At 64.8% G+C, this 24,229-nt stretch carries 19 protein-coding genes; 6 read left to right on the top strand and 13 right to left on the bottom strand.

Going from position 1 to position 24,229, the window contains the following annotated elements:
• Positions 1 to 78 precede the first annotated feature (78 nt).
• Positions 79 to 2,478, top strand: coding sequence for a phosphoketolase family protein (locus QTI24_RS19025; RefSeq protein ID WP_286602580.1), 2,400 nt, complete (start codon positions 79 to 81; stop codon positions 2,476 to 2,478).
• Between the two features lie 17 nt (positions 2,479 to 2,495).
• Positions 2,496 to 4,964 (top strand): glycogen/starch/alpha-glucan phosphorylase, encoded by a 2,469-nt coding sequence (locus QTI24_RS19020; RefSeq protein WP_286602578.1) that lies wholly within the window; start codon positions 2,496 to 2,498, stop codon positions 4,962 to 4,964.
• 182 nt (positions 4,965 to 5,146) lie between these two features.
• Here QTI24_RS19020 and QTI24_RS19015 read toward each other — a convergent pair whose 3' ends face one another.
• Both QTI24_RS19015 and QTI24_RS19010 read right to left on the bottom strand, forming a co-directional pair.
• Positions 5,147 to 6,061: a DUF2950 domain-containing protein gene (locus tag QTI24_RS19015; protein ID WP_286602576.1), complete on the bottom strand. Its 915-nt coding sequence runs from the start codon at positions 6,059 to 6,061 to the stop codon at positions 5,147 to 5,149.
• 24 nt (positions 6,062 to 6,085) lie between these two features.
• Positions 6,086 to 7,582, bottom strand: coding sequence for a DUF3300 domain-containing protein (locus QTI24_RS19010; protein WP_286602575.1), 1,497 nt, complete (start codon positions 7,580 to 7,582; stop codon positions 6,086 to 6,088).
• 165 nt (positions 7,583 to 7,747) lie between these two features.
• Here QTI24_RS19010 and QTI24_RS19005 point away from each other — a divergent pair, with 165 nt between their 5' ends.
• Together QTI24_RS19005 and QTI24_RS19000 are read left to right on the top strand one after the other, a co-directional pair.
• Positions 7,748 to 8,557 (top strand): hypothetical protein, encoded by an 810-nt coding sequence (locus tag QTI24_RS19005; protein ID WP_286602573.1) that lies wholly within the window; start codon positions 7,748 to 7,750, stop codon positions 8,555 to 8,557.
• Positions 8,557 to 8,949 carry a hypothetical protein gene (locus QTI24_RS19000; protein WP_286602571.1) on the top strand — a complete coding sequence of 131 codons (393 nt, stop codon included), beginning with the start codon at positions 8,557 to 8,559 and terminating at the stop codon, positions 8,947 to 8,949. Before QTI24_RS19005 ends, QTI24_RS19000 begins: the two co-directional genes overlap by 1 nt.
• Before the next feature lie 33 nt (positions 8,950 to 8,982).
• On the opposite strand, the gene QTI24_RS18995 is transcribed toward QTI24_RS19000, so the two are convergent.
• The 6 genes from QTI24_RS18995 to QTI24_RS18970 all read right to left on the bottom strand — a co-directional run bounded on the left by QTI24_RS18995 (position 8,983) and on the right by QTI24_RS18970 (position 14,128).
• Positions 8,983 to 9,792, bottom strand: coding sequence for a c-type cytochrome (locus QTI24_RS18995; protein WP_286602569.1), 810 nt, complete (start codon positions 9,790 to 9,792; stop codon positions 8,983 to 8,985).
• Positions 9,792 to 11,414 carry a cbb3-type cytochrome c oxidase subunit I gene (locus QTI24_RS18990; protein ID WP_286602567.1) on the bottom strand — a complete coding sequence of 541 codons (1,623 nt, stop codon included), beginning with the start codon at positions 11,412 to 11,414 and terminating at the stop codon, positions 9,792 to 9,794. The genes QTI24_RS18995 and QTI24_RS18990 overlap by 1 nt, the downstream gene beginning before the upstream one ends.
• On the bottom strand, positions 11,401 to 11,961 hold the full coding sequence (locus tag QTI24_RS18985; RefSeq protein ID WP_286602667.1) for a cupredoxin domain-containing protein: 561 nt from the start codon (positions 11,959 to 11,961) through the stop codon (positions 11,401 to 11,403). Before QTI24_RS18985 ends, QTI24_RS18990 begins: the two co-directional genes overlap by 14 nt.
• 8 nt (positions 11,962 to 11,969) lie before the next feature.
• Positions 11,970 to 12,149: a hypothetical protein gene (locus tag QTI24_RS18980; protein ID WP_286602565.1), complete on the bottom strand. Its 180-nt coding sequence runs from the start codon at positions 12,147 to 12,149 to the stop codon at positions 11,970 to 11,972.
• A gap of 12 nt (positions 12,150 to 12,161) precedes the next feature.
• Entirely contained in the window at positions 12,162 to 13,388 is a 1,227-nt protein-coding gene (locus QTI24_RS18975; RefSeq protein WP_503011283.1) for a c-type cytochrome, read from the bottom strand.
• A 71-nt stretch (positions 13,389 to 13,459) separates the two neighbouring features.
• Positions 13,460 to 14,128 carry a c-type cytochrome gene (locus QTI24_RS18970; protein ID WP_503011282.1) on the bottom strand — a complete coding sequence of 223 codons (669 nt, stop codon included), beginning with the start codon at positions 14,126 to 14,128 and terminating at the stop codon, positions 13,460 to 13,462.
• An 844-nt stretch (positions 14,129 to 14,972) separates the two neighbouring features.
• Between QTI24_RS18970 and QTI24_RS18965 the strand changes: the two genes are divergently transcribed.
• Positions 14,973 to 15,575 carry a lipid-binding SYLF domain-containing protein gene (locus QTI24_RS18965; protein WP_286602562.1) on the top strand — a complete coding sequence of 201 codons (603 nt, stop codon included), beginning with the start codon at positions 14,973 to 14,975 and terminating at the stop codon, positions 15,573 to 15,575.
• Positions 15,576 to 15,913: 338 nt separating this feature from the next.
• Here QTI24_RS18965 and QTI24_RS18960 read toward each other — a convergent pair whose 3' ends face one another.
• The 3 genes from QTI24_RS18960 to QTI24_RS18950 all read right to left on the bottom strand — a co-directional run bounded on the left by QTI24_RS18960 (position 15,914) and on the right by QTI24_RS18950 (position 20,320).
• A complete protein-coding gene (locus QTI24_RS18960; protein WP_286602560.1) occupies positions 15,914 to 17,203 on the bottom strand; it encodes a porin in 1,290 nt (429 codons plus the stop codon).
• A 119-nt stretch (positions 17,204 to 17,322) separates the two neighbouring features.
• Positions 17,323 to 19,347, bottom strand: a complete 2,025-nt coding sequence (locus tag QTI24_RS18955) for a 4-oxalomesaconate tautomerase (RefSeq protein ID WP_286602558.1) — start codon at positions 19,345 to 19,347, stop codon at positions 17,323 to 17,325.
• 1 nt (position 19,348) lies between these two features.
• Positions 19,349 to 20,320, bottom strand: coding sequence for a Bug family tripartite tricarboxylate transporter substrate binding protein (locus tag QTI24_RS18950; RefSeq protein WP_286602557.1), 972 nt, complete (start codon positions 20,318 to 20,320; stop codon positions 19,349 to 19,351).
• Between the two features lie 167 nt (positions 20,321 to 20,487).
• On the opposite strand from QTI24_RS18950, the gene QTI24_RS18945 reads away from it, so the two are divergent.
• Positions 20,488 to 21,417 (top strand): LysR family transcriptional regulator, encoded by a 930-nt coding sequence (locus QTI24_RS18945; RefSeq protein WP_286602555.1) that lies wholly within the window; start codon positions 20,488 to 20,490, stop codon positions 21,415 to 21,417.
• A 40-nt stretch (positions 21,418 to 21,457) separates the two neighbouring features.
• On the opposite strand, the gene dctA is transcribed toward QTI24_RS18945, so the two are convergent.
• Together dctA and pcaB are read right to left on the bottom strand one after the other, a co-directional pair.
• The gene (dctA, locus tag QTI24_RS18940) at positions 21,458 to 22,792 is read right to left on the bottom strand and encodes a C4-dicarboxylate transporter DctA (protein WP_286602553.1); all 1,335 of its coding nucleotides are present in this window, start codon (positions 22,790 to 22,792) and stop codon (positions 21,458 to 21,460) included.
• Between the two features lie 80 nt (positions 22,793 to 22,872).
• A complete protein-coding gene (pcaB, locus tag QTI24_RS18935) occupies positions 22,873 to 24,219 on the bottom strand; it encodes a 3-carboxy-cis,cis-muconate cycloisomerase (protein WP_286602551.1) in 1,347 nt (448 codons plus the stop codon).
• Positions 24,220 to 24,229: the final 10 nt, after the last annotated feature.

Raw genomic sequence — 24,229 nt, 5'->3', positions numbered from 1 at the left:
GCCCGAAAAAGCGCCGACGCAGCGCGCCCGGCGCTTCCCCCCCCGCCTCTGGCGACCCTGCATGACAGGAGACGCACCATGACCAAGCAAGCCTCTTCGCGTGCCACGACGCAGCAGAGCCCGCTGGACAAGGACGAACTGCGACGCATTGATGCCTGGTGGCGCGCGTCCAACTACCTTTCGGTCGGGATGATTTATCTGCGGGACAACCCGCTGCTGCGCGAGCCGCTGAAGGTCGAGCACGTGAAGCACCGCTTGCTCGGACATTGGGGCGCGAGCCCGGCGCTCTCATTCGTATGGGCGCATCTGAACCGTGTGATCAAGCGCGACGATCAGGACGTGATCTTCATGGCCGGGCCGGGGCATGGCGCCCCTGGCGTACTCGGCCCCGCTTACCTCGAAGGCACCTACTCCGAGGTGTATCCGGACAAAAGCGAAGATGCCGAGGGCATGGGGAAGTTCTTCAAGCAGTTCTCGTTCCCGGGCCATATCGGCTCGCATGTCACGCCCGAAACGCCCGGGTCGATCCACGAAGGTGGCGAACTGGGTTACAGCCTCTCGCATGCCTACGGCGCCGCGCTCGACAACCCTGACCTCGTCGTGGCCTGCGTGGTCGGCGACGGCGAGGCCGAGACCGGCCCGCTCGCAACGGCCTGGCATTCGAACAAGTTCATCAATCCGGCTCGAGACGGCGCGGTGCTGCCCATCCTGAACCTGAACGGCTACAAGATCGCCAACCCGACCATCCTCGCGCGCATCAAGCACGAGGAGCTGGAGGCGCTCTTCGTGGGCTATGGCTACAAGCCGTATTTCGTCGAGGGATCGGACCCCGCCGAGATGCACCAGAAGATGGCCGCAACGCTCGATACGATCTTCGCCGAGCTCCGCGACATCAGGGAGAAGGCGGGCGTGAGCGGCCGCGCCGAGCGGCCGCGCTGGCCGATGATCGTGCTGCGCACGCCCAAGGGCTGGAGCGGGCCGAAGGAAATCCGGGGCCACAAGGTCGAAGGCTCCTGGCGTTCGCACCAGGTGCCTTTCTCCGACGTGCGCGAGAACCCCGCGAGCCTGGAACTGCTCGAGAGCTGGATGCGCGGCTACAGGCCCGAGGAACTGTTCGATGCCGGCGGGCGGCTGGTCCCCGAGCTCAGGGCCCTCGCACCCTTGGGGCCGCGGCGCATCAGCGCCAACCCGATCGCCAATGGCGGCCTGCTGCGCCGGGAGCTGAAGCTGCCCGACTTCCGCGACTACGCGGTGGACGTGCACGAGGCCGGCAAGGTGCTGCACGAGAACACCCGGCCGCTGGGTGAATTTCTGCGCGACACGATGCGCAACAACATGAGCAGCTTCCGGGTGTTCGGCCCCGACGAGACCGCGTCCAACCGTCTGCAGGCGGTCTACGAGGTCAGCAAGAAGGTGTGGATGGCCGACCTGCTGCCCGAGGACGCGGACGGCGGTGAGCTCGCCCGCGACGGCCGCGTGATGGAGATGCTCTCCGAACACACCTTGATGGGATGGCTCGAAGGCTATCTGCTCTCGGGCCGTCACGGCTTCTTTCACACCTACGAGGCCTTCGCCCACGTCGTGGACTCGATGTTCAACCAGCACGCGAAGTGGCTGGACATCTGCAAGAACCATGTGCCGTGGCGCGCGTCGGTGGCCTCGGAGAACATCCTGCTGTCGTCCACCGTCTGGCGCCAGGACCACAACGGCTTCTCGCACCAGGACCCCGGCTTCATCGACCTGGTGACCAACAAGAGCCCGTCGGTCACGCGCGTCTACCTTCCGCCGGATGCCAACACGCTGCTGGCGGTGGCAGACGCCTGCCTGCGCTCCACCGACTGCATCAACGTGATCGTGGCCGACAAGCAGAAGCACCTGCAGTTCATGTCCATCGACGAGGCGATTGCGCACTGCGCCAAGGGCGTGGGCATCTGGCGGCGCGCGAGCAGCGACGAGGGCGACGAGCCGGACGTGGTGATGGCCGCGTGCGGCGACGTTGCGACCCAAGAAGCACTGGCGGCGACGGCGATCCTGCGCGAGCGGGTGCCCGACCTCAAGCTGCGCTTCGTGAACGTGGTGGACCTGTTCAAGATGCAGCCGGCCAGCGAGCATCCGCACGGCTCGACCGATCGCGAGTTCGACAGCCTGTTCACGCGCGACAAGCCGGTGATCTTCAACTTTCACGGCTACCCCTGGCTGATCCACAAGCTGGCCTACCGCTTCTGCAACCACGAGCACCTGCACGTGCGCGGCTACAAGGAGAAGGGCAACATCAACACGCCGATGGAGCTCGCCATCTTGAACCAGGTCGACCGCTTCAACCTCGTGATCGACGTCCTCGACCGCGTGCCGCGCCTGCAGAGCCGCGCAGCGCATCTGCGGGAAGACATGAAGAACGCCATCATCGACAACTTGAACTACGCGCACACCCACGGCACCGACCGCGCGGAGATCGCGAACTGGGTGTGGCCGGGCTGAGTCCGAGGGGATGAAGCATGGCCAACAGCCCTACCCCGAACACGATCCAAAACAACGCCGGAGCCCCCCGGCGCGGCCTGGATGCCGATGCACTGCAGCGCGACGTGGTAGACAACCTCGTGTGCCTGCAGGCGCGCTTTCCGGCCATCGCCACCCCGCACGACTGGTACATGGCGCTGGCCTACACCGTGCGCGACCGCCTGCTGGCGCGCTGGGTCGACACGATGCAAACCGATCGCGCGCGTGACGCGCGGGTCGTCTGCTACCTGTCCGCCGAATTCCTGATCGGACCACAACTCGGCAACAACCTGATCAACCTGGGCATCGAGGAGCAGGCGCGTGCAGCCATGAGCGCGCTCGGCCAGGACCTGGATGCAGTGATGGCCCTCGAGGAAGAGCCGGGCTTGGGCAACGGCGGCCTCGGCCGGCTCGCGGCCTGCTACATGGACTCGCTCGCGACGCTCGAGAAAACGGCCATCGGCTACGGCATCCGCTACGAGTTCGGCATCTTTCGTCAGGCGATCCGCGATGGCTGGCAGGTGGAGGAAACCGACAAGTGGCTGCAACAAGGCAACCCGTGGGAGATCGTGCGGCCGGATGTCGCCTTCTACGTTCACTTCGGCGGGCACACCGAATCCGCGACCGACGCGCAGGGGCAGTATCGCGTGCGCTGGATCGCGGCCAGGCAGGTCAAAGGGGTGGCATGCGACACGCCGGTGTCGGGCTATCGGGTCCATCGCTGCAACACGCTGCGGCTGTGGAAGAGCGAGGCCGTCGAGTCATTCGACCTGGCCGACTTCAATGTCGGCGACTACTACGGCGCGGTGGAGCAGAAGGTGGTTTCCGAGACGCTCTCGAAGGTGCTCTATCCGAACGACGAGCCCGAGATCGGCAAGCGCCTGCGGCTCGCCCAGCAGTACTTCTTCGTGTCCTGCTCGCTGCAGGACATGCTGCGCTTGCTTGATCTCAAAGGCGAGCCGATCGCACGCTTTGCCGACGTGTTCGCGGCGCAGCTCAACGACACCCATCCTTCGATCGCGGTCGCCGAGCTGATGCGGCTTTTCGTGGACGAGCGCAGGCTGCCGTGGGACCAGGCCTGGGACATCACCTGCCGCACCCTCGCCTATACCAACCACACGCTGCTGCCCGAGGCGCTGGAGACCTGGCCGCTGCCACTCTTCCAAAGCCTTCTGCCACGACCGCCGGAGATCATCCTGGAGATCAACCGGCGCTTCCTGGAGACGGTGCGACAGCGTCTACCGGGCGACGAATCGCACGTGGCCCGCATGTCCCTGATCGATGAGTCCGGCGTTCGACGCATCCGCATGGCGCACCTGGCGACTGTCGGCAGCCATGCCATCAACGGCGTCGCGGCGCTGCATTCGACGCTGCTGCGAGAGACGGTGCTGCGGGACTTTGCCGAGCTGTGGCCCGACCGCTTCCACAACGTCACCAATGGGGTCACGCCGCGGCGCTTCCTGACCCTGTGCAACCCCGGCCTTGCGCGGCTGTTGGACGAGACCGTGAGCGAGGGGTGGATGACGGACCTCACGCGCTTGCGGCGTCTCGAGGCGCATGCCGACGACGCGGCGTTCCAGGAGCGATGGCGCCAGATCAAGCGTGCGAACAAGGAAGTGCTGGCGCAGCGCATTCGCAGCGCCACCGGCATCGTCGTCGATCCGGGCGCGCTCTTCGACATCCAAGTCAAGCGCATCCACGAGTACAAGCGCCAGCACCTGAACGCGCTGTACATCGTTGCCCTGTACCAGCGTCTGCGCCGCAATCCGCAACTCGCCCTCGCGCCGCGATGTTTCGTCTTCGGCGGCAAGGCGGCGCCCGGTTATGCGATGGCCAAGCTGATCATCCGCCTGATCATCGGCATCGCAGAAGCGATTGACGACGATCCAGCCGTTGAAGGACGGCTGAAGGTGGTCTTCTTCCCGAACTTCAATGTCACGAATGCCCATCACATCTATCCGGCTGCGGACCTGTCCGAGCAGATCTCGACTGCGGGCAAGGAGGCATCGGGCACCGGCAACATGAAGTTCATGATGAACGGCGCACTGACCATCGGCACGCTGGACGGGGCGAACGTCGAGATCCTCGAGGAGGTGGGTGCGGACAACTTCTTCCTCTTTGGCCTGCGCGCGGAGCAGGTGCAGCGTGTGCAGCGTGAGGGCTATCGCCCTGCGGACCATGTTGCAGCCAGCGACGAGTTGCGCGACGCGCTGGACCTCATCGGCTCGGGGCATTTCTCGCACGGCGACCGCGATGTGTTCCGCCCACTGGTGGAGAACCTGATGCAGTGGGATCACTTCCTCGTGCTCGCGGACTTTGCCGACTACATGGCATGCCAGACCCGCGTGGACGCCGCCTGGCAGGAGCCGGCACGCTGGACCCGCATGTCCATCCTCAACACCGCGCGATCTGGCAAGTTCTCGTCCGATCGGGCGATCCGCGAGTACGGCGAGCGCATCTGGGCCTGAGGGTCCTCCTGATTGCCCGTGCCGGGACGATGAGAGTCAACGAAGACAAATGCTCGGCACCTTGCGCCGCATCCAAGCCGATGCACGAGGCTCGCGGCAGACGAAACGACGCTCCGCGCCCCTTCCGAGTTCGCGCGCCTGCTGGCAACCGCTCAAGCAGAATGGCCGAAAGCTCCCCTTCCCTACGGGCGTCCCCCTGAAGGCGCATCCACTTTGCTCCAGGTCGAATCCGGGTTGAAGACCTTCATGTCCCGCGCGATCGTTGCGCCCTTCGGTCCCAGGTCCTTCTGGTAGAGCACCCCGTCGTGACTGATCATGAAGCTGGTCACGCCGGTGTCCCCATACTGGATCGGCCAGGCGATCAAGGCGAAGCCGGCGCGCATGCGATTGCCGATGATGTAGTCGTAGGCCCCGCCCGGCGCATCCTTGCCCTGCGCCATCAGAATCTTGTAGTGGTAGCCGTGGTAGCCCTCGCCCGGCTTCACGCCGCCGAAAAGCGGTCCCAACGGACTCTCGCCCTGTGCGTCGTCGGGCCAGTACAGGCCATCGCGCTGGCCCGGCGTACTGGCGAACCTGCGCGCGTACGAGAGCACGCCGTCGCCGTCGCGGTCACGCTGCGCATATTCCTTTTGTGCGTCGAAATAGGCCAGCACCGCCTGCATGGTGGCAAGCTCATTGCGGCCGATGCGCCGAGTGCGCATCTCGTCGGCGCCCGCTCGCGGGTCGAAGCGCCAGCTACCGGCCTTCATGACCAGCGGAATGGGCAATGTCCAGCCACTGTCGCCGACGGCCAGCACGGCCTTGTCCTGGCCGGTCGTCACGACCTTGTGTGCCTTGTCCCAGGCGGCGAGAAAAGCCTGCAGGTCGGCGCGGCCGATGTCGTCGGCCGGCAGGAAGCGCTTCCAGTCGGCGCCCAGGACCTTGCGCAGCGCGGCGGGGTCGTTGCCGGATACGGCGTCGCGGAAGGCCTGGGCGGCTGCCTCGGCGGTGGGATAGGGCTGCTGCGCCCCCGCGAGGCTGGGGACGACCAAGGTAACGACGGCGATCATCGCGGCGGCAGCGAGCCGGGCAGCAGATCGGCAGATGGGCATGTGCATGGCGTGCTCCTGTGCTTGGTTTGGTTACCGGCGTCCACCACCCCCGCGGCCGCCGCCGCGCCCTCCGCCGCCGGCGCGGCCCCCACCCCCGCCGTAGCCACCGCTGTAGCCACCGCGTGCCCCTCCACCGCTGTAACCGCCGCCCCCATAGCCGCCTCGGCCGCCGGTGTGCTGCTGTGACATCTGCCGGCTGGCATTGCCGCGGTCCATCTGCTGGCGCGCCTGCCCGGCATTGCCGGCGCCGCTGAAGGCGTTGTCACCGCGTGCTCCGCCTTGCGCGCCGACGCGTGACAGCCCGTCGTTGCCGCCGAACCCTCCCTGCCCTCGTGCGGCTGCGTCAGCGCGCTGGCGAGTGGCCGGATCGTTGCGCAACTGCTCACGCCCAGCTCCCGGATCCATGCCGCGCTGCTGCAGCGACGACTGTGCCTGCTGTCGCTGTGCGTCGCGACCGCGGAAGTCGCCGCGGTTGTCCCCGCCCGGCACGTTCTTGCCGAACTGCTGCTGGCTGCGGCTGTCGCGGTAGGGCACGCCGCGCCGGTTCTGGGCGTTGTGCTGGAAGCGATTCTGATTGGCGTTGATTTGCCGGTTGGTGTTGATGCTGTTGTAGCGGTTCGTGTTGATATTGACGTCGCCACCGCCCCAATTGCAATTGCCCCAAAGCGCACCGACAGCCGCCACCCCGACCCCGAAGGCGATGCCCGTGGCCAGCGCCGCGCCAGGGTAGTAGCCTGGGTAGTACATCGCCGGCGGGTACCAGTAGTACGGCGGGTAGGCCGGATAGGGCCAGGTGCCATACACCACCGTCGGGTTGTAGAGGGGCACGTAGACCGTCTGCGGGTTGGCCGGCTCGATGGTGATCGCCTCTTGCTGGACGGTCACGGTCTGCTGCTCGGTCGTCTTCAGGTTGCCGCTGTCGCGCGCGCGGGCACGCAGCCGTTGCGCGGAGTCAAGCACGTCCTTCGATGACGCGAGGAAGGCGTCGCCCAGGTTCTGCACCCAGTCGGGCTTCTCGCCCATGGTCTGCAGCACCTGCGGAAAGGCCACCAGCGACTTCACGCTCGGATCCCATGGCTGGTTCTCGACCGCGCGCACGGCCGCGTCGCCGGACTGCTGGGGATTCGCCTTCGACCACTTCGCGGCGTCGGCCACGTCGGCCGGGTAGGTCGACGCCATCAGCACCTGCGACAAGAGCGAGTCCGGATACAGGGCGATGGGCGCCATCATCTGGTCGATCTGGGCCTGGTTGAAAGTGCCGTCCGCCGCAGGCGCCGTAGGCACCGCGGCAGCGGAACCGGCCGGCATCGGTGTGGTGGTGGTCGTGGTGGTGGTGGTGACGCGCGCCGGTTGCTGCACCGCCACCGGCACGGGATAGGCACATCCACCAAGCATCACGGCGAGCGCGAGCGCGAGCGCGGACGCTGGCACGTGCGCAGGGTACCGGCGCATCCCAGTGCGCGCAACTCCCACAGGGGGCGCCAGGGTGACGGGAAGCTCGGGGGGGCCGGGCAGTCCAATCTTCATGTCCGAATCTCCTCATCGTTGGGTGGCAACTTGGGGCAAGTGCCGCGTTGTACCCTCGCATCTCAGGTTCGTCGAGGCTTGGCATCTCGACGGCATGGCGACACTCGGTTCCAATCGGGGCCATTCAACGCAGAGACGACACCGCCTCCATCCGGACATTCAACGATGCGCTGGTTGCCGCCCGCCCTGCTTCATGTGCTTGCCATGGGCGCATCGGCGGGCGTCGGCGCCCAGCCCTCGCCCGAACCGCTGCGGAACGAGGGAGGGATACCTCGTGAGGCGATGAAGGAGCCCGCGCCGCGACTGCGCGACCGGTTCTTCGATCCCCAGGATGGACAGCTCGACTTGAGCAGCTTCCTCGAGAACCCCCGGGGCTTCCTGCCGATCCCGATCGTCGTGACCGAGCCAGCCGTCGGCTACGGCGGCGGCGCCGCCGGCATGTTCCTGCGGCCGCGCAAGGAAGCGGGAGACGAAGGGTGGGCGCGCCCTGACATCGCGGGCATCGGAGCATTCGCCACGGAGAACGGGACGAAGGGTGCATTTGCGGGCGACGCCAGTCGCTGGATGGACGGTCGCTTGCGCACCTTGATCGGCGCCGCGACCGGACAGGTCAATCTGGATTTCTACGGCCTGGGCCCCGGGCTGCCATCGTTGGACCAGAAGGTGCGCTACTCGCTGCAGTTCGCAGCCGCCGTCGCGCAGGTCAACTGGCAACTCGCACCGAAGTCCCCGTGGGCGATCGGCATGCGCTACGTCTTCGCCGACGTCGACCCGAAGCTGCGGGAGGAGCCCCAGCCTTCCGGTCTCGCCGACAGTGCCCGCGTGAAGATCTCCGCACCGACGGCCATCCTCGAATACGACACGCGGGACAACGTCTTCACGCCGACCCGCGGCGTCTATGCCGAACGTCCTGGCTGGCCTCGCGCGAGGCCTTGGGGTCGACCGATGATTTCGAGCGATTCCAGCAGATCGTGATGGGCTGGCAGCCACTGGCGCATGGCGTCACGCTGGGCGCACGTGGAAGCTATGCCTGGTCGTCCGACGGCACCCCCTTCTTCCTGCGGCCGTTCGTCCAACTGCGTGGCGTCCCCGCGATGCGATACCAGGGCGACCAGGTCGCCTCCCTCGAAGTGGAGGCACGCTGGCGATTCTTTGGCCGCTGGAGCGGTGTCGTGTTCGCCGGGGGCGGAACGACACGTACCACTGGCGACAATTTTTCCGCCACGCAGAACGTGGGCAGTGGCGGTTTCGGCTTTCGCTACGAGCTGGCACGCAAGTTCGGTCTGGACGTGGGCATCGATGTGGCTCACAGCCCCGGAACGACGGCGGTGTATCTGGTGGTAGGTAATAGCTGGTTCCGGCCTTGAGGCGAGCATCGGTCGCCGAGTTGTCCTGGCCGTTCAATCTCGCTGGCCGGCACTGGCCTTGCGGGCATAGAACTCCGCGACTTCGGCAATTTCCTGCTCCGACATCGGTCGCGACATGTTGCGCATCTGGCCCAGGGAGTCGTTGCGTCGAGCACCTGTCTTGAAGGCCTTCAACTGCTCGACCAGATAGTCTTTGGGCATTCCCTCGATCCACGGTGCGCCGAGCTTCTGGTCGACACCGCCATGGCATGAGATGCACGGCGCGATGTTGCGCAGCGGGTCGCCCACGCGCACCAGCGCGGGCAGCGATTCGTCGTAGGTGGTGGGTGCCGTCCGGGCCTTTGGAAGGTAGGCGTAGTAGGCCGCGAGATCCTCGATGTCGCGCTGGGACATGTTGCGTGCCAGCGTCTCCATCAGGGTGTGCGAGCGCCGGCCTGCCTTGTAGTCGAGCAACTGCTTGATGACGACTTCGGGGTATTGGCCCGAGAGGTTGGGTGCGTTGGAGGTGCTCATGCCCTGCGCCCCGTGGCACATCGTGCAGTTCAGCGCGAGCGTCGCGCCTCGGCCCACTGCGGCAGTGTCCGTCGTGCGGACCATGCGCCGCTCGAGAACGACGTCCGTCGATGCGGGCCCGGCTTTCACATCCGATTCGCTGGACCAGTGGGCCGGAACGCCCGCCGCCCTGCAGATCGCGTCCCACAAGTTCTGCGCCGTGAAGTCCTTGTGGACCGACGGCAGCCAGACGAAGCCCACCAGCACGCACAGGACGGTGAACACGACCAGAGACACCACCGACCAGCGGAACCAGGCGTTGCGCCAGGAGTAGACGGCCGGGTCGCGCATCACCGGCTCCCGATGGGGATGACGGGCACCGAAGCCTCCTTCAGCACCGCCAGCTGAAAGATCGGATACCCATAGTTGACGAGAGTCAGGCCGATCATCATGGCCACCCAGAGCCCGAAGCGGTTCAGCAGTGCCGGCGTATGCGTCGTCGGGTGCGTCGTGCGGCTGAAGCCATAGGGTTGGACCACGGCAGCCCTGCGCTTGTGCGCGGTGGCGAGAATGTAGACCAGCAGGATGCCAGAGGCCAGCAGCACGAACCCGCCGAGGGCCGACACGGTCACGGTCCAGGCCTGCGGCTGAATGTCCGGGTGGGTGTAGTCGTAGTACGCCATGCGCCTGGGCATGCCGAGCAGGCCCACCAGGTGCCAAGGCATCGACAGCACCATCATCCCGACGAACCAGGTCCACACCTGCCATTTGATGAGCGTCGCGGACAGCGGCGCGCATCCCGTGAGCTGAGGCCAGAGATCGTAGGCCACCATGAAGTACATCAGCACGATGGCGCCGGCAAATATCAGGTGGAAGTGGCCGGTGACCCATTGGGTGTTGTGCACCGTCTCGTTGAGCTGGTAGCTCATGTTGATGATGCCGCCGGCGCCTCCGAAGCCCAGCATCACGAAGGAGAAGGTGACGGCCAGCATCCAGGGGTTGTCCCAGGGCAACGCCTTCACCCAGCCGAAGAGGCCCTGGCCACCACGCAGGCGTCCGGCGATCTCCACCGATGCGACGATCGTGAAGACGGTCAGCAGAGTCGGAACGGACACCATCGCGGTCATGGCCGCATGAACGAACTTGAAGCCTGCTCCCACCTGCGGATCGGCGAACAGGTGATGAATCCCGATGGGCATCGAGAACACCAGGAAGAGCACGAACGCGACGCGTCCCATCGTGTCGCTGTACAGGCGCCCACCAATGGCTCGAGGCACGATCGTGTAGAAGGCGATGTAGGCGGGCATCAGCCAGAAGTAGACGATGGCGTGCAGCGTCCAGGAGAAGAAGACGCGCGCGAGTCCAGCGTTGATGGTGTCCGTCAGGCCGAGCGAGGCCGGGAGGATGAGGATCAGCACCTCGAGCGCGGCCCCCAGGGACGTCCAGGCCCAGAGGTAGGCGCCGGCGACATTGCCGAACATCGCAAGCGGCACCGACTCGCCGGGCTGTTCCTTGCGCCAGGCATGCAGGTTGATGGACATCAGCGCGACCCATACCCACGACCCCACGACGACAAGCACCACGCCGAAGTAGTAGAAGGGGCTGGCGATCATCGGCGGATAGAAGGTATAGAGCACCGACGCCTTGCCGAGTGCCATCGTCACCGCCGCCATCATGGTGCCGGCGATGACCAGCCAGAAGCCAGCCCAGGCCCACCGAACTCCGACGAGGGGCCGCTTGAGCGCAAGCTCCGAGATGGCGTAGCCGAAGCCCATCGCCACGAGCGTCGGCAACACATAGGCCATCACCGTGCCGTGGGCAGTGACGGAGCGGTAGTAGTGCTCCGGGTTGTTGACCCAGGTGGCCAGGGGGCTGCGGATGTACATCTGCCACGCACCCAGCGCGAGTGCACCCAGGAACGCGACGAACGCGACCCCGAAGTGGGCGAGAACGAGTTTCCTAGCGTGAAACACAGTCCAGCCTTTCTCCCGCTTGCGCCTTGGCCAGGAACTCCTGGGGTGGCAGCACCTTCACGCGCGCCCACATCGCCTCGTGGCCGGTGCCGCAGTATTCATGGCAGGGCATCAACTGCTCGCCAGTCCTGGAGAAGCGCGTCGTGAAGGTGGCGACGAAGCCTGGAATGAGCATCGTGTTGGCATTCGTCCGGCCGACGATGAAACCGTGGATGGCGTCCGTGGCCGTCCCTCGGAAGGTCACCGGCATGTCCGCGGGAACGACGATGCACTGCGGAACGAAGGAGTATTGCTGCGCAACGAGGCGCACGGTGACCTTGCCGTCCGGTCCCAGCGCGGTCCCGAGATTGCTCTCGACGAACTCGCCCTTCAGGTGAACCGTATTCACGTCGATGGTCTCCACGCGGGACGGAGGCATCGCCGCCCAATGCAGCCCCGTGACGACCATCATCGCCAGGAGGATCACGATGATGGCTGCGACGACGAAGGTCCAGCGCTTCTCCGCCGCCAGCGCAATGGCCTCGGATGTGCCGTCTTCGGAGGACATCGCTGCCGTCACTGCACTGCTCCTCGCGGCAGGTAGGCGAAGATGTAGAAGATGAAATAGATGGCGACCACGATGGCGGTCGCCACACCGGCGACAGCGAAGGTACCGGAAGGCCCTCGTCTCACGATCTCGTCGACGCGACGGTCTTCGTCGTCGAAGCGCTCTTCCTGCCTTCCCGCTGATGTCATTTCCGCCTCCTCCTATTCGGGTATGAGCTTGCGCAGATCATTGACCTGGGCAGGTGACACCGGGGTGCCACTGTTCTCCCAGGCGACGCGGATGTAGGTAACGACGGCGGCCGCCTCGTCGTCGTTGAGGATGTGATTGAAGGGAGGCATCCCGTACGGCCTCGGGTTCTTCCGGGTCCCGGGCGCGTAGCCGCCGTTGAGCACCATGCGGATCGAGTTGACGGGCGACGCCATGGTGATGGACTGGTTGCCGGCAAGCGGCGGCAGGCCCGGCGGATGGCCCTTGCCCTCTTCGCCGTGACACATCGCGCATTGCTGAGCGTAGACCTTGCGGCCCAGCTCCATGACGTTCGGCGCCACCAGGCGCGCCTGGCTCGTGGGCGGCGGCTCGGAGTCGCGCTGCGGCAGTGCCTTCAAGTAGACGGCCATTGCCTCCACGTCCTCGTCGCTCAGGTACTGAAGGCTGTTGTAGGTGACCTCGGCCATCGGCCCGTAGACGGTCCCGCGGTGCGAGACGCCGGCCTGGAGCAGATCCTTGATGTCCTGAAGGCTCCAGTTGCCCAGCCCGGCTTCCCGGTTCGAGGTCAGCGATGGCGCGTACCAGTTCTGGTTCGGGATCATCCCTCCCTCGAACGCCTTCGATTCGCTCGAACCGCCCAGGGGATTCACGGCCGTGTGGCACATGGCGCAATGGCCCAGGCCCAGTACGAGGTAGGCTCCGCGGTTCCACTGGGCGGATTGCTTCGGGTCGGGTTGGTACTCGCCTTCGTTGAAATACAAGGCGCGCCAACCGACCAGTAGCTCCCGCTTGTTGTAGGGGAAGCGCAGCTCGTGCGGCCGGTTGGGCTGCTTCACCGGCGGCACCGACATCAGGTAGGCAAAGATGGCGTCCGAGTCCTCGCGCGTCACCTTGGTGTAGGAGGCGAAGGGCATTGCGGGGTACAGCAACGTACCGTCGCGGGACACGCCTTTGTGCATCATGCGATAGAACTCCTCGGGAGACCACGCGCCGATGCCCGTTTCCTCGTCCGGCGTGATGTTCGGAACATAGAGGTTGCCGAACGGTGTCGGCATGGCGCGGCCGCCGGCGAACTCCTGGCCGCCCGGATGGGTATGGCACGCAACGCAGTCACCGGCGCGCGCGAGGTACTCGCCCTTGTTGATGACTTGCGTCGTGGCGTTGGGCGTCGTCGCTACCCCCTGGGTGGGGCGAAGCTCGCCGGGAAGCAGGTAGTACATCGCGGCAACGCCGATCACCCCGATCACCACGACCGCGCCAAGGAAGGTGATCCAGGGCCGACGCATCGCGACTACCGTTGGCTGCCACATGCCAGCGGCATGCGAACGAGGTTCGAGGACTCGGGTGAGGGGTCTCTGGGAGGATCTTGCTGCCCCAGCCAGGCGGCCACCGCGTTCACATCGATCTCCGTGAGGCGCACTGCAATCCTCTTCATGCAGTCGGGGTCGGCCGCATGCCGGTCGCCGACCCGCCAACGGGTGAGCTGCGCCGCGATGTAGCCTGGCCGAAGCCCCACCAGTCCGGGAATGCCCGGGTTCATGCCAGTCAGCCCCGCGCCGTGGCAGGCAATGCACGCGGGGATTCCCTTCTGCGGGTCCCCTGCCGTCACCAGCGCCTTCCCTCGCGCCAGCGCGGCTGCATCGGCGCCGGCGTCTTCACGTGCCGCGAACGGTGGGCGCTGCTTGGCGAAATGGTCTGCGATCTCCTTGAGATAGGAATCCGGCAGATACGCGACGAGATAGTTCATCGGCGGGTAGCGCCGGGTGCCGTCGCGAAACGCCACGAGCTGGTTGTAGAGGTAGCCGGCCGGCTTCCCCGCGATTCGCGGGAAGTAGCCGTTGCTGGTCCCTTGCCCGCTCTGGCCATGGCAGGTCACGCAACCTTGAACTCTCGCTTCCATCGAGTCGAGTTCCTTGAATGCGGGCAGCGCGTCCTGCTGACCGAATCCAAGGCTCGGCAACGCGACCGCGAAGCCGGCGAGGCATGCCTGCGCAAATCGACGTGAGTTGGTCACTTGGGGGGTCGCCAGCGATCGTTCGTGGGGCACTCGCGCGCAAGCATGCCGTACTCGGGCGCGCGCGTCCATTGAATTGTTGCGGCAGTTCTCAGCGTGCTGGCCACCACGCGCTCGCGCACGTCACGCCGACACCCGTGCCGCTTTGACCCACGCTCACTTGCTGTGCCGTGGCATTGGTGGCCTGGATGAGCGCCGGATTCGAGACATCGAGGTTGGCGGTGATCCCGCTGCGGGAACCAGGCCGTTGAGCCAGTTGCCTTGCGAGAACCAGTCGGAGGAGAGCGCGCCCGTCCAGTTGGACTGGGCCTGTACAGCGCCGAATCCGCCAGTGGTCAACAGCGCCGCGACAAGACCCAGGGTCGCGCGGTGGAGTGCCGGGCTGCTTTCATCGTCCTCCTCGAAAGTGGACCCTTCGACGGCGGTTCGCGTCCTCACTTCGTAGTGAACGTGCTTTCGGCGCCGCCTTGAGCTTGCTCAATGCAGATCCAATGAAAAGTCGGGATGGCAACATCGACGCTGACGGCAGTCGAACGATCAGGCCTTGGAGTTGTAAAGCGCCTGGATCAGCCCCGAACGCCAGATAGTTCAACGCAATGTCATTTGCTGAATGTGACCCCCAATCGGAGGTCGAGTTTCGAGCTACCTGTCGTGCACCGGGTAGGGTCCTGGTGCTCCATGGTATGGGCAGAAGGCATGGCAGCGATGGTCTCCCGACCGTCGGTTGGGCGCACAATGACACGAACTCATTGGTGCCTGCCTCACTCCCCTCGCTCCTCAGGAACTCAACATGAAACATCGTTGTTGGATGGTGTTGCTGCCCGTCCTGCTATCGGCCTGCGCCACAGGATCCACGCATGGCGATAGCTCCGTGCAGCCCACGCTGTCGCCTGCCGATGTCCCCAGAGTCAAGGCGGAGATTCTCGCCATGCGCGACAAGACGCTCGACGAGCTCTTTGCGCAAAAGCCCGAGACCCGCGATGAAGTGAAGAAGGCGGTCGGCTACGCAGTGTTCGATTCCTCGCAGATCAACGTCCTGCTCTTCGTCGGGGCGCGCGGCACAGGGGTGCTGGTCGACAACTCAACGCAGGCGAACACCTTCATGCTTGCAACGCGCGCCGGCACCGGGCCGGGCATTGGATACAAGGATTTCCGCCAAGTTATGGTTTTCAAGAACAAGGAAGTGTTCGACCAATTTCGCAGGCTCGGCGCCGACGTCGCTGCGTCGGCCGACGCAACCATGAAGCTGCGCACCGCGGGATCATCGGCGGACATGTCCATGTCCTTCAATCCCTACGTGTCCACCTACCAGTTCACCGACAAGGGCGTCTTGCTGCAGGCCAATTGGGGCGGCGCCGCGTTCGTGCCCTACGCCCAGCTGAATCAGCCCTAGCGCCTTGCGCGACGTCCCGAAGATCCGCGAACCAGGCTGCACCAAGGTGCAATTGCCCTTCCGACCCTCCGTCCTCTCTTTGCGATGCAAGGTTACGGCGCCGTGCACGAGGCCCCAACAACCGCCGGAGCCTGCATGACGAAGAAGAAGTCTCCGTCCTGCCGAGTCCGCCAAGGCCGGCGCCCAGGAGCGGCAGATCATTCGCGGCCAGTAGCAGCCTCCGGCGCCCGCGCGAGCGATGACCGCTTCGGGTCGAATAGCTGACCGTCGGCATCACACTCGACCGAATCCGAAACATTGCATTCGGATATGGGGAGTTCGGCCCCGGCCTCGTTGCATCAGAACGTGTGGCGCAATCCGAAATCGTAGCCAGTCGCACTGCGCGGAGCAAAGCCCGAGGTAGCGGAGCCTGCTGGCAGATATGCAAGGCCACCAGCAGAAACACCCATGATCGCGGGATTGTTCTGACCATCGTTGACCCGAACCCGCGCCATGGTCGCGTAGAGTGCGGTCCGTTTGGAGAGGTTGTAAACATACCCGACCGCAAGCTTGCTTACGGAAGCATCTCGCTCTGGCGAACCCGGTGGCACCACTCCCAAGTCGTTGTCGAAATCTACACGTGCGATCGAGGCTTTGAACATCCCCGCGCCCAAAGGCACAGTCATCCCAATCATCGCGCCGTTGTAGTTGTCGTTCTCCTTGACCGCAGGGGGTCTGATGAGGCCCCGCCCCGGTCCCACTCGGTTTGTGCTGTCGCGCACTTGGGAGACTTCCCCCATGAGCTTCAGGATGCCGAAGTCATATGAGGCGCCCAGATTGACCGTTCGCAGACTCTCCGAGAGCCAACCGCCGGTCGGAACGCCGGCGGCGGTCAAGGTCGCGGCGTCGGCGGCACTGCTTTCACCGTAGGCGACGGCAATATCCAAAGGGCCGCTGGCGTAGCCGAAGCGACCTCCATAGTAGCGGCCCTTCGTCGAGGGGCTGCCTGCAACGTTGCTGGAATCCACGTTCTCCGGTAGCGCATACATCAGCTGGCCGTAGAAGCCACCAAGATTTCGCGGAAGGAAGTATCCAACGCTGTTTGACGCGCGAACCGCGTTGTCGGTCGAAGACACTGGCGAGCCCGGTCCCCGAGCGATTGCGATAGCGCCGCTCACTGTCTTGATCAGGTTCTCGCCTACGCCAACCGCGCCCATGGGATCGAACACGCTTTCGTTCCAATAGGTTGGCACATAGTCGCGACCAAGACGAACTTCACCGAAGTTGTTGCTCGACAGGCTGACCGTGGACCGCCGCGCAAAAGCCGCATTGGGGATGAGGCCCGTGTCCTGGTTGAAGCCGGCCTCCAGCCAGAAGCTGGCAGCCAATCCGCCGCCAAGATCTTCGGTACCACGGAACCCGAACCGGCTTGAGGCGTTCCCGCCACTGGAGAGGGCAGTTTGGGAAAGCTGCACCTCGGCCGGCGTCGCAATGGGAGGCAGCGAAGCGATCGGCGAAAAATACAGCACGCTCTTCGTGCTGTAGTAGCTGACGGCTGCATCGGCTACGCCGAAAAGCGTCACGGATGATTGCGCCATCGCGGTCCCCGAAGCGGCAAGCCCTGCGAGGGCGAGGATGGATTTGCTCATGTCTTGTGTCACCAATACAGTTCTAGAAGTGTTGCGTGGTCCCCCGGAGGGCCGCTGGTGGCGCGCCCTCGGAAGCGTTGGGAATCGGGGCCTCGCGCAGGCAGGTGGAGGCGGCTCGATCAGTCCAAAACAAGGACAGGTGAGTCCTGAGGGGCGAGCGCCCCCTCGGCCACGACACCCTGCCATCGGCTGAGATCGTCATGAACGCGCCGGCGAAGCGCTGCAGGAGGTCCGGCCTCGACCTTGGCGCCCTGGCTTTCGAAGCGTTCGACGACCTCCGGATCGGTCAGTACTTCGTTGAGCGCGCGGTTGAGGCGATCAATGGCCGGCCCAGGTGTGCCAGCAGGGGCGAAGAGTCCATACCACTGAACGACGTCCACGCCCGGAACGCCCAACTCCGCGAGCGTCGGCACGGCGGGGAGTGCCTCCAGGCGCTTCGGCCCTGCGACGGCCAAAGCGCGCAGTCGTCCTGCCCTGATGAACGGGTACGCGGTAAAGAGGCTGGGAAACATGATCTGCGATCGCCCGCTGACCGTGTCGGCGATCGCAGGTGCCGCTCCTTCAAAGGTCGCGTTCGCCATTGACGTTCCACTACTGAGCTGAAAAAGTTCGGCTGCGAAGTGCGGAGGCGTCCCGTCGCCAGCAGATGCGTAGCTGAAACACCGAGGGGTGTCCCTGAGCAGGCCGATGAGCGTGTGCAGATCAGGGGCGCCTCTTTCCGGATGGGCCACCATCAAGGTCGATGAAGAACCGACGAGCCCAACCGGTTCAAAATCGCGGACCGGGTCATAGCCCAGCCTTTGCAGAGCTGGGTTCATCGCGTGCGTACCGACGTAGCCGAACATCAAGGTGTGGCCGTCCGGCGCGGCGCCCGCTACGTATTCGCTTGCGATGGCGCCATTCGCGCCCGCCCTGTTGTCGACCACAATTTCCTGGCCGAGCAGCGGGCCCAGTTTTGCGGCGATGATCCGTGCCATCGTGTCGTTGCCGCCACCGGCGCGCGTCGGGACGATGATTGTCAGGCTTCTGCGGGGGAAGTCTGACGTCTCGGCGTCTTGTGCTCCTGGACGCGAAAACACGTAGTCAGGCAGATGCAGTTCGCCCTGCATGATCTTCCGGGCCGTTCGAACCAGGGCTGCTCGCTCGACCGTCGCAGCATCGCCGTGCCCCGCCAGTTCGACTTCAACATCGATCTGACCTGCGGGATGCAGCACGACGAGGCCATGCCGCCCCGGCTCGCGCGCCATGCCGCTCGCCACCGTCCCGGGCAGGGCAAATGCGCTGGCGACACCTATGGCTCCGGTTACCGCATGTGATGCGTGACACTTGCGCGGGGTGAAGTAGCGCGAGGTGATGCTGTCATTCGACGCGCCAGCGCTCACGAGCACCGGCTTGGGTATGACGCTGTTGGACACATCGCCGAGTCCCATCCTGCGGCCGGCCTCCAGGCGAAGGGTTTCCAACCGCTCGAGCAACGGGACGTTTGCATCCAGCGCTGCTGGTTTGTCATCTCCTTTCACTCCCAGATCAGCCGCGCGCACGATCATCAGCGGCATCGCTGCATCGATGCAGGTCACCTCGATCCCGTCGATGGTGTCGATCCGTTTGCCGGTCGGGAAAACATGACCAGTGACTGCACCCCAAGCGTCAAGAAAGTTGAGAAGGATGGGTGCCGCCGTACCGGCTACGCCGTCGATGCGCGCGTCGCCTTCGTAGGTCACACGGCCGCCCGGCGTCCGAACGGTCACGTCGATGCGCGACCCGGTGTTGACGTTGTAGACACGAACGCTGGTGGTTCCGTCCGTCGCAGGAATCAAACCCTGCTCGATTGCGAAAGGCGCAACGCCCGAGAGCATGTTTCCGCAGTTGGGCCGCGTGTCGACCGACCGGTGCCCGACGCCTACCTGCGCAAAGAGATAGTCGATGTCGCAGCCCGGCTGCGACGAGCGCGACACGATGGCGACCTTGCTGTTCAAGGTGCTGCCGCCTCCCACACCGTCGAGCTGGAGCGGATCGGAGGCACCGATGGCGCCGATCAGCGCCTGGTCACGCGCCTCGTCGCCCTCCGGCAACCAGTCACGCAGAAAGAAGGGTCCGCGTGAAGTACCGGCGCGCATCAGTACGCAGGGGATCGATCGGTTCATCTCAATCCGCGGTGATCTTGGCGGCCTGGACCACCTTCTTCCACTTGACCTGCTCCTGCGCAACATAGGTGCGCATCTGGTCGGTCGTCATGGTCGACACCTCTGCGCCGTGGTCCTCGAGGCGCTTGATCACGCTCTTGTCGGCCAGCACCTCATTGAGCACCTTGTTGAGCTGTTCGATCACTGGCTTGGGTGTCTTCGCCGGCGCGAAGATGCCGTACCACTGCGACACGTCGACGTCGGCGATCCCTTGCTCCTGAAGCGTGGGTACGTCCGGCATGAGCGCCGAGCGCTTGGGGCCTGCAACGGCCACCGCCTTCAGCTTGCCGGCCTTGACATACGGCATCGCTGTGAAAAGGCTCGGGAACATCACCTGGGTCTGTCCGCCGATGGTGTCGGTGATCGCCGGCGCCGACCCCTTGTACGGCACGTGCAGCATGCTCGTACCGGTCGAGAGCTTGAACATCTCGGCGGCGAAGTGTGGCGCGGTGCCGTTGCCTGCGGAGGCGTAGCTGGTCTTGTCCGGAGCGGCCTTGAGCATCGCCACGACTTCCTTCGCGTTGCCGGCTTTGACGGCGGGATTGAGCACCATCAGCGTCGCCGACGACCCGACCATGCCGACGGGCTCGAAGTCCTTGACCGGGTCGTAACGAAGCTTCTGCAGGGCGGGGTTCATCGCGTGCGTTGCGATGTAGCCCAGCATGAGCGTGTAGCCGTCCGGGGCGGCTCGCATCACGTACTCGGTGGCAATCGCGCCGTTGGCGCCGGCCTTGTTGTCGACGATCACCGGTTGCTTGAGGATGGCCGACATCGCCTGCCCGATGACGCGGGCCATGGCGTCGTTGGCACCCCCTGCCGCCGTGGGAACCACGAGGGTGATCGACTTCTCAGGAAAGGCGGCTGCTGCGCTGCCGCAGGCCACGGACGCAGCCAGCGCGACAGCTGCTACGAGGCGAATCTTCTGGAACTTCAATTTGTCTACTCCGGTGGATGTCTTGGTACTGGGTCTGAAACGGGAGGCTTCTTGTTGTTTTGGCCTTGGGTGAATGTTCGGCTCATGGAAGACTTCTGTGAATTGCATGTTTAGGATCGATTGATGCACACTGTGGATCAGTGAGAGTGCTTCAGGAGGCAATGCGCATGGCCATCAACTTCAATCTCAACGACCTGCAGGCGTTCCGGGCGGTGGCCGAGCTCAACAGCTTTCGCAAGGCGGCCGAGGCGCTGCATGTATCGCAGCCGGCCTTCAGCCGGCGCATCGAAAAGCTTGAAGAAGCACTTGGGGTGCGGCTCCTCGACCGCACCACCCGGCGTGTGAGCCTGACCTCGGTAGGTCGCGACTTCGATCGCAAGGTGCAGCAGCTCCTGGACGACCTTGACCACACGCTGCTGGGCATCCGCGGTGTGGCAGCCACGCGCATGGGCGAGGTGACGATCGCCTGCGTGCCTTCGACCGTCTACTACTTCCTGTCGCAGGTGATCTCGCGCTACCACGAGCGCTACCCGAAGATCCGGGTCAAGGTCTTCGACGCCAGCGCGAACGAAGTGCTCTCCGCCGTATCGCGCGGTGAGGCTGACTTCGGACTGAACTTCGTTGGAGGCAAGGAGGCGGACATCGAGTTCAAGCCCTTGCTGGAGGAGCGTTTCGTTGCGGCTTGCCGGCGCGACCACCCGCTCGCGAAGAAGCGCCGCGTGAGCTGGACCGATCTGGGGCAGTACGACTACATCTCGGTCAGCAAGGCATCGGGGAACCGGCTGCTGCTGGATCAGGCGCTGTCAGGCCTGCCTGGCCGTCCACAGAGCATCTATGAGACCCAGCACGTCACCACAATGCTCGGGCTGGTGGAGGCGGGCCTGGGCGTGGCCGCGGTGCCCTCGATCGCCATGCCGGATGCGGACCATCCGCTGCTTGTGAGTGTTCCGCTCTACGACCCGGTGATCACCCGAAAGATCGGCCTCATCCGACGAAAAGGCCGGACCTTGTCCCCGGCAGCGCAGCAGCTCTATGCATTCTTCTCCGGCATGAAAGCAAAGCGCGGCAAGCCAGATGGCCGCCGCGCGGTGAATTGAGAAGCTGAAAGCGGGCCGTACCCGAAGCCCGCCCCCGGATTCAGTGGGCTGTGCCGGTGTGGCCGAGCGGCAACTGCAAGTCTCCGGACCCTTCTTCGAGCTCGTGCTCGGTGTTGGCGTAATTCGCCGCCAGCTCGCGCTTCAGTACGTCTCGGTCGCAAGCGTTTTCCCAGATGGAGACCACGATACAGGCCACTGCGTTGCTGATGGTGCTGGTGAGCGCCCGAGCCTCGGACATGAAGCGATCGATCCCGACGATCAGCGCCACACCGGCCACTGGAAGATCAGGCATGACCGTGAGCGTGGCCACCAAGGCGACAAAGCCACTGCCCGTCACCCCCGCTGCGCCCTTGGAGGTGAGCAGCATGATGCCCAGCATCGAGCCGATCTGGAGCCACGACAGATGGATGTCGCAGGCCTGGGCGATGAACATCGACGCCAGCGTGAGGTAGATGGCCGTCCCGTCGAGATTGAACGAATAGCCTGTCGGAAGCACCAGCCCGACCACGCCCTTCTTGCATCCAAGCCGTTCGAGCTTGAGCAGGAGTCGGGGGAGGACAGGTTCGCTGGATGAGGTGCCGAGCACGACCAGCAACTCTTCCTTGATGTATCGCATCAGCTGCCACAGCTTGAAACCGTGCAGACGCGACAGCACGCCCAGCACCACGACGACAAAGAAGATGCAGGCCACATAGAAGGTGCCGATCAGCAGTCCGAGCGAGCCGATCGACTGGATGCCGTAGCGCCCCACTGTGAATGCCATCGCGCCGAAGGCGCCGATCGGTGCCAGCCGCATGATGATGCCGAAGGCCGCGAAGAGCATGTGCGAGAAGCCTTCGATGCCCTCGAGCACCGGCTTGGCCGCCGTCCCGATCTTCGTCAGACCGAATCCACAGAGCACTGCGAGCAGCAGTACCGGCAACACCTCGCCCTCAGCGAAGGCGCCGACGAACGCATTCGGGATGATGTGCATGACGAAGTCGGTGAAGCCGTGGATATGCACCTGGTTCGCGAAGCGGGTCGCCACGGAGGCGTCGAGGTTCTTCGGATCGATGTGCATCCCGGCGCCCGGCTGGATCAGCAGGACGGTGGCCAAGCCCGTGAGGAGCGCAATGATCGTCAGGGCGTAGAAGAGTCCCATCGCCTTGAGCAGGGTCTTGCCGATTTCCTTGGAGTCGCCCAGGGACGTGATGCCGCTCACGATGGTGCAGAACACCACCGGCGCGATCATCATCTTGACCAGCTTGACGAAGCCGTCGCCGAGCGGCTTGAGGGCGGCGCCGAACTCGGGCCAGTAGTGGCCCACGGTGATACCGAGGATCAGGCCGATCAGGACCTGTACGTAGAGAAGCTTTAATACTTTGCGGATGTTCACGACGTTGTCTCCAGATTCAGGGCGCACAGATGCGTACCGGTCTGCGCCGGCTTGGTCGACAGTGAAGGGCCAGGGTCTGGTCAGCCGCGCGCGGTGAGCACACGATCGACCATGACGCCGGCTTGGCCGAGGTTGTTGGCCGGGTCGCACATCGCATCGAGCTGGGCTCGCGTGACGTGCTTGTTGATCTCCGGGTGGGCGGCCAGGATCTCGATCAACGGACGGTTGTCGGAGCGTGCCTGACGGCACAGGTCATAGACCAGGTCGTGAGCGTATTCACGGCCAATGTACGGGCCCAACCCCATCATCACGGCCTCGGACATCACGAGCCCGTTGGTGATGTCGATGTTGGCGCGCATGCGGGTGGCGTCGACCTCCAGGCCCTTGAGAATGAACTTGGTCTGCTTCAGCGCGCCTGACATCAGGCAAAAGATCTCCGGCAGCGACACCCACTCGATTTCCCAGGGGCCGGTCGAGCGCTCGTGGTCTGCCACCATCGCATCCATCAGCGCGGCCGCGTGCTGGCGCGCGACCGAGATGTTGGCGTGAATGTAGAGGCAGGAGATCGGGTTGCGCTTTTGCGGCATCGTCGACGACGAGCCGCGGCCCGGCGCGAAGGGCTCGAAGACCTCGGCCACTTCGGTCTGCATCATCAGCTTGACGTCCATCGCGATCTTGCCGAGCGAGCCGCCGACCAGCCCGAGGAAGGCACCGACCTCCGCGATGGTGTCGCGCACCGTGTGCCACGAGATCAGCGGCTGGGCCAGTCCCAGCTCCTTCATCAATCCGGCCTGGGTGTCCATGGCGCCCTTCTCCAGCGAGGACAAGGTGCCCGATGCGCCGCCGAACTCCCCCATGAGGACGCGCGGCTTGAGCTGCTGCAGGCGCTCGCGGTGACGATCGATGCCCGCCAGGATACTGGCCATCTTGTAGCCGAAGGTGATCGGCGTGGCCTGCTGAAGGTTGGAGCGGCCGATGACGGGCGTGTCGCGGTATTTCTTGGCGAGGGCCGCGAGCGCATCTCCGATCTCGTCCAGATCCTGCTCGACCAGCGCGAGGCCTTCGCGCATCTGAAGCACGGCGGCCGTGTCGGTGATGTCCTGCGTGGTGGCACCCCAGTGGCAGTACTCGCCGAGCTTGTCCCGGCAGTTCGCATTGATCTGGTTGACCACGGCAATGATGGGATAGCCGATCTGCTCGGTCTTGGCCTTGAGCTTGTCCCAGTCGATCTGCGACAGGTTGCAGTTGCGGACGATCTCATCGGCCGCTTCCTTCGGGATGATGCCGAGCTCGCCCTGGACTTTCGCAAGGGCGCGCTCGATGTCCAGGTACTTGGCGGTGCGGTTCTCGTCGGACCAGACGTCGCGCATACGCGAGTCGCTGAACATGTCGCCGAAGATGCGTGAGTCGATGATGGTGGAGGCCATGGTGTGTTGT

Origin of the sequence: Variovorax sp. J22P240, assembly GCF_030316855.1 — a bacterium.
Taxonomy (GTDB): domain Bacteria; phylum Pseudomonadota; class Gammaproteobacteria; order Burkholderiales; family Burkholderiaceae_C; genus Variovorax.
The sequence above is the reverse complement of the archived record's forward strand: the minus strand, read 5'-3'. Positions and strand labels throughout refer to the sequence as shown.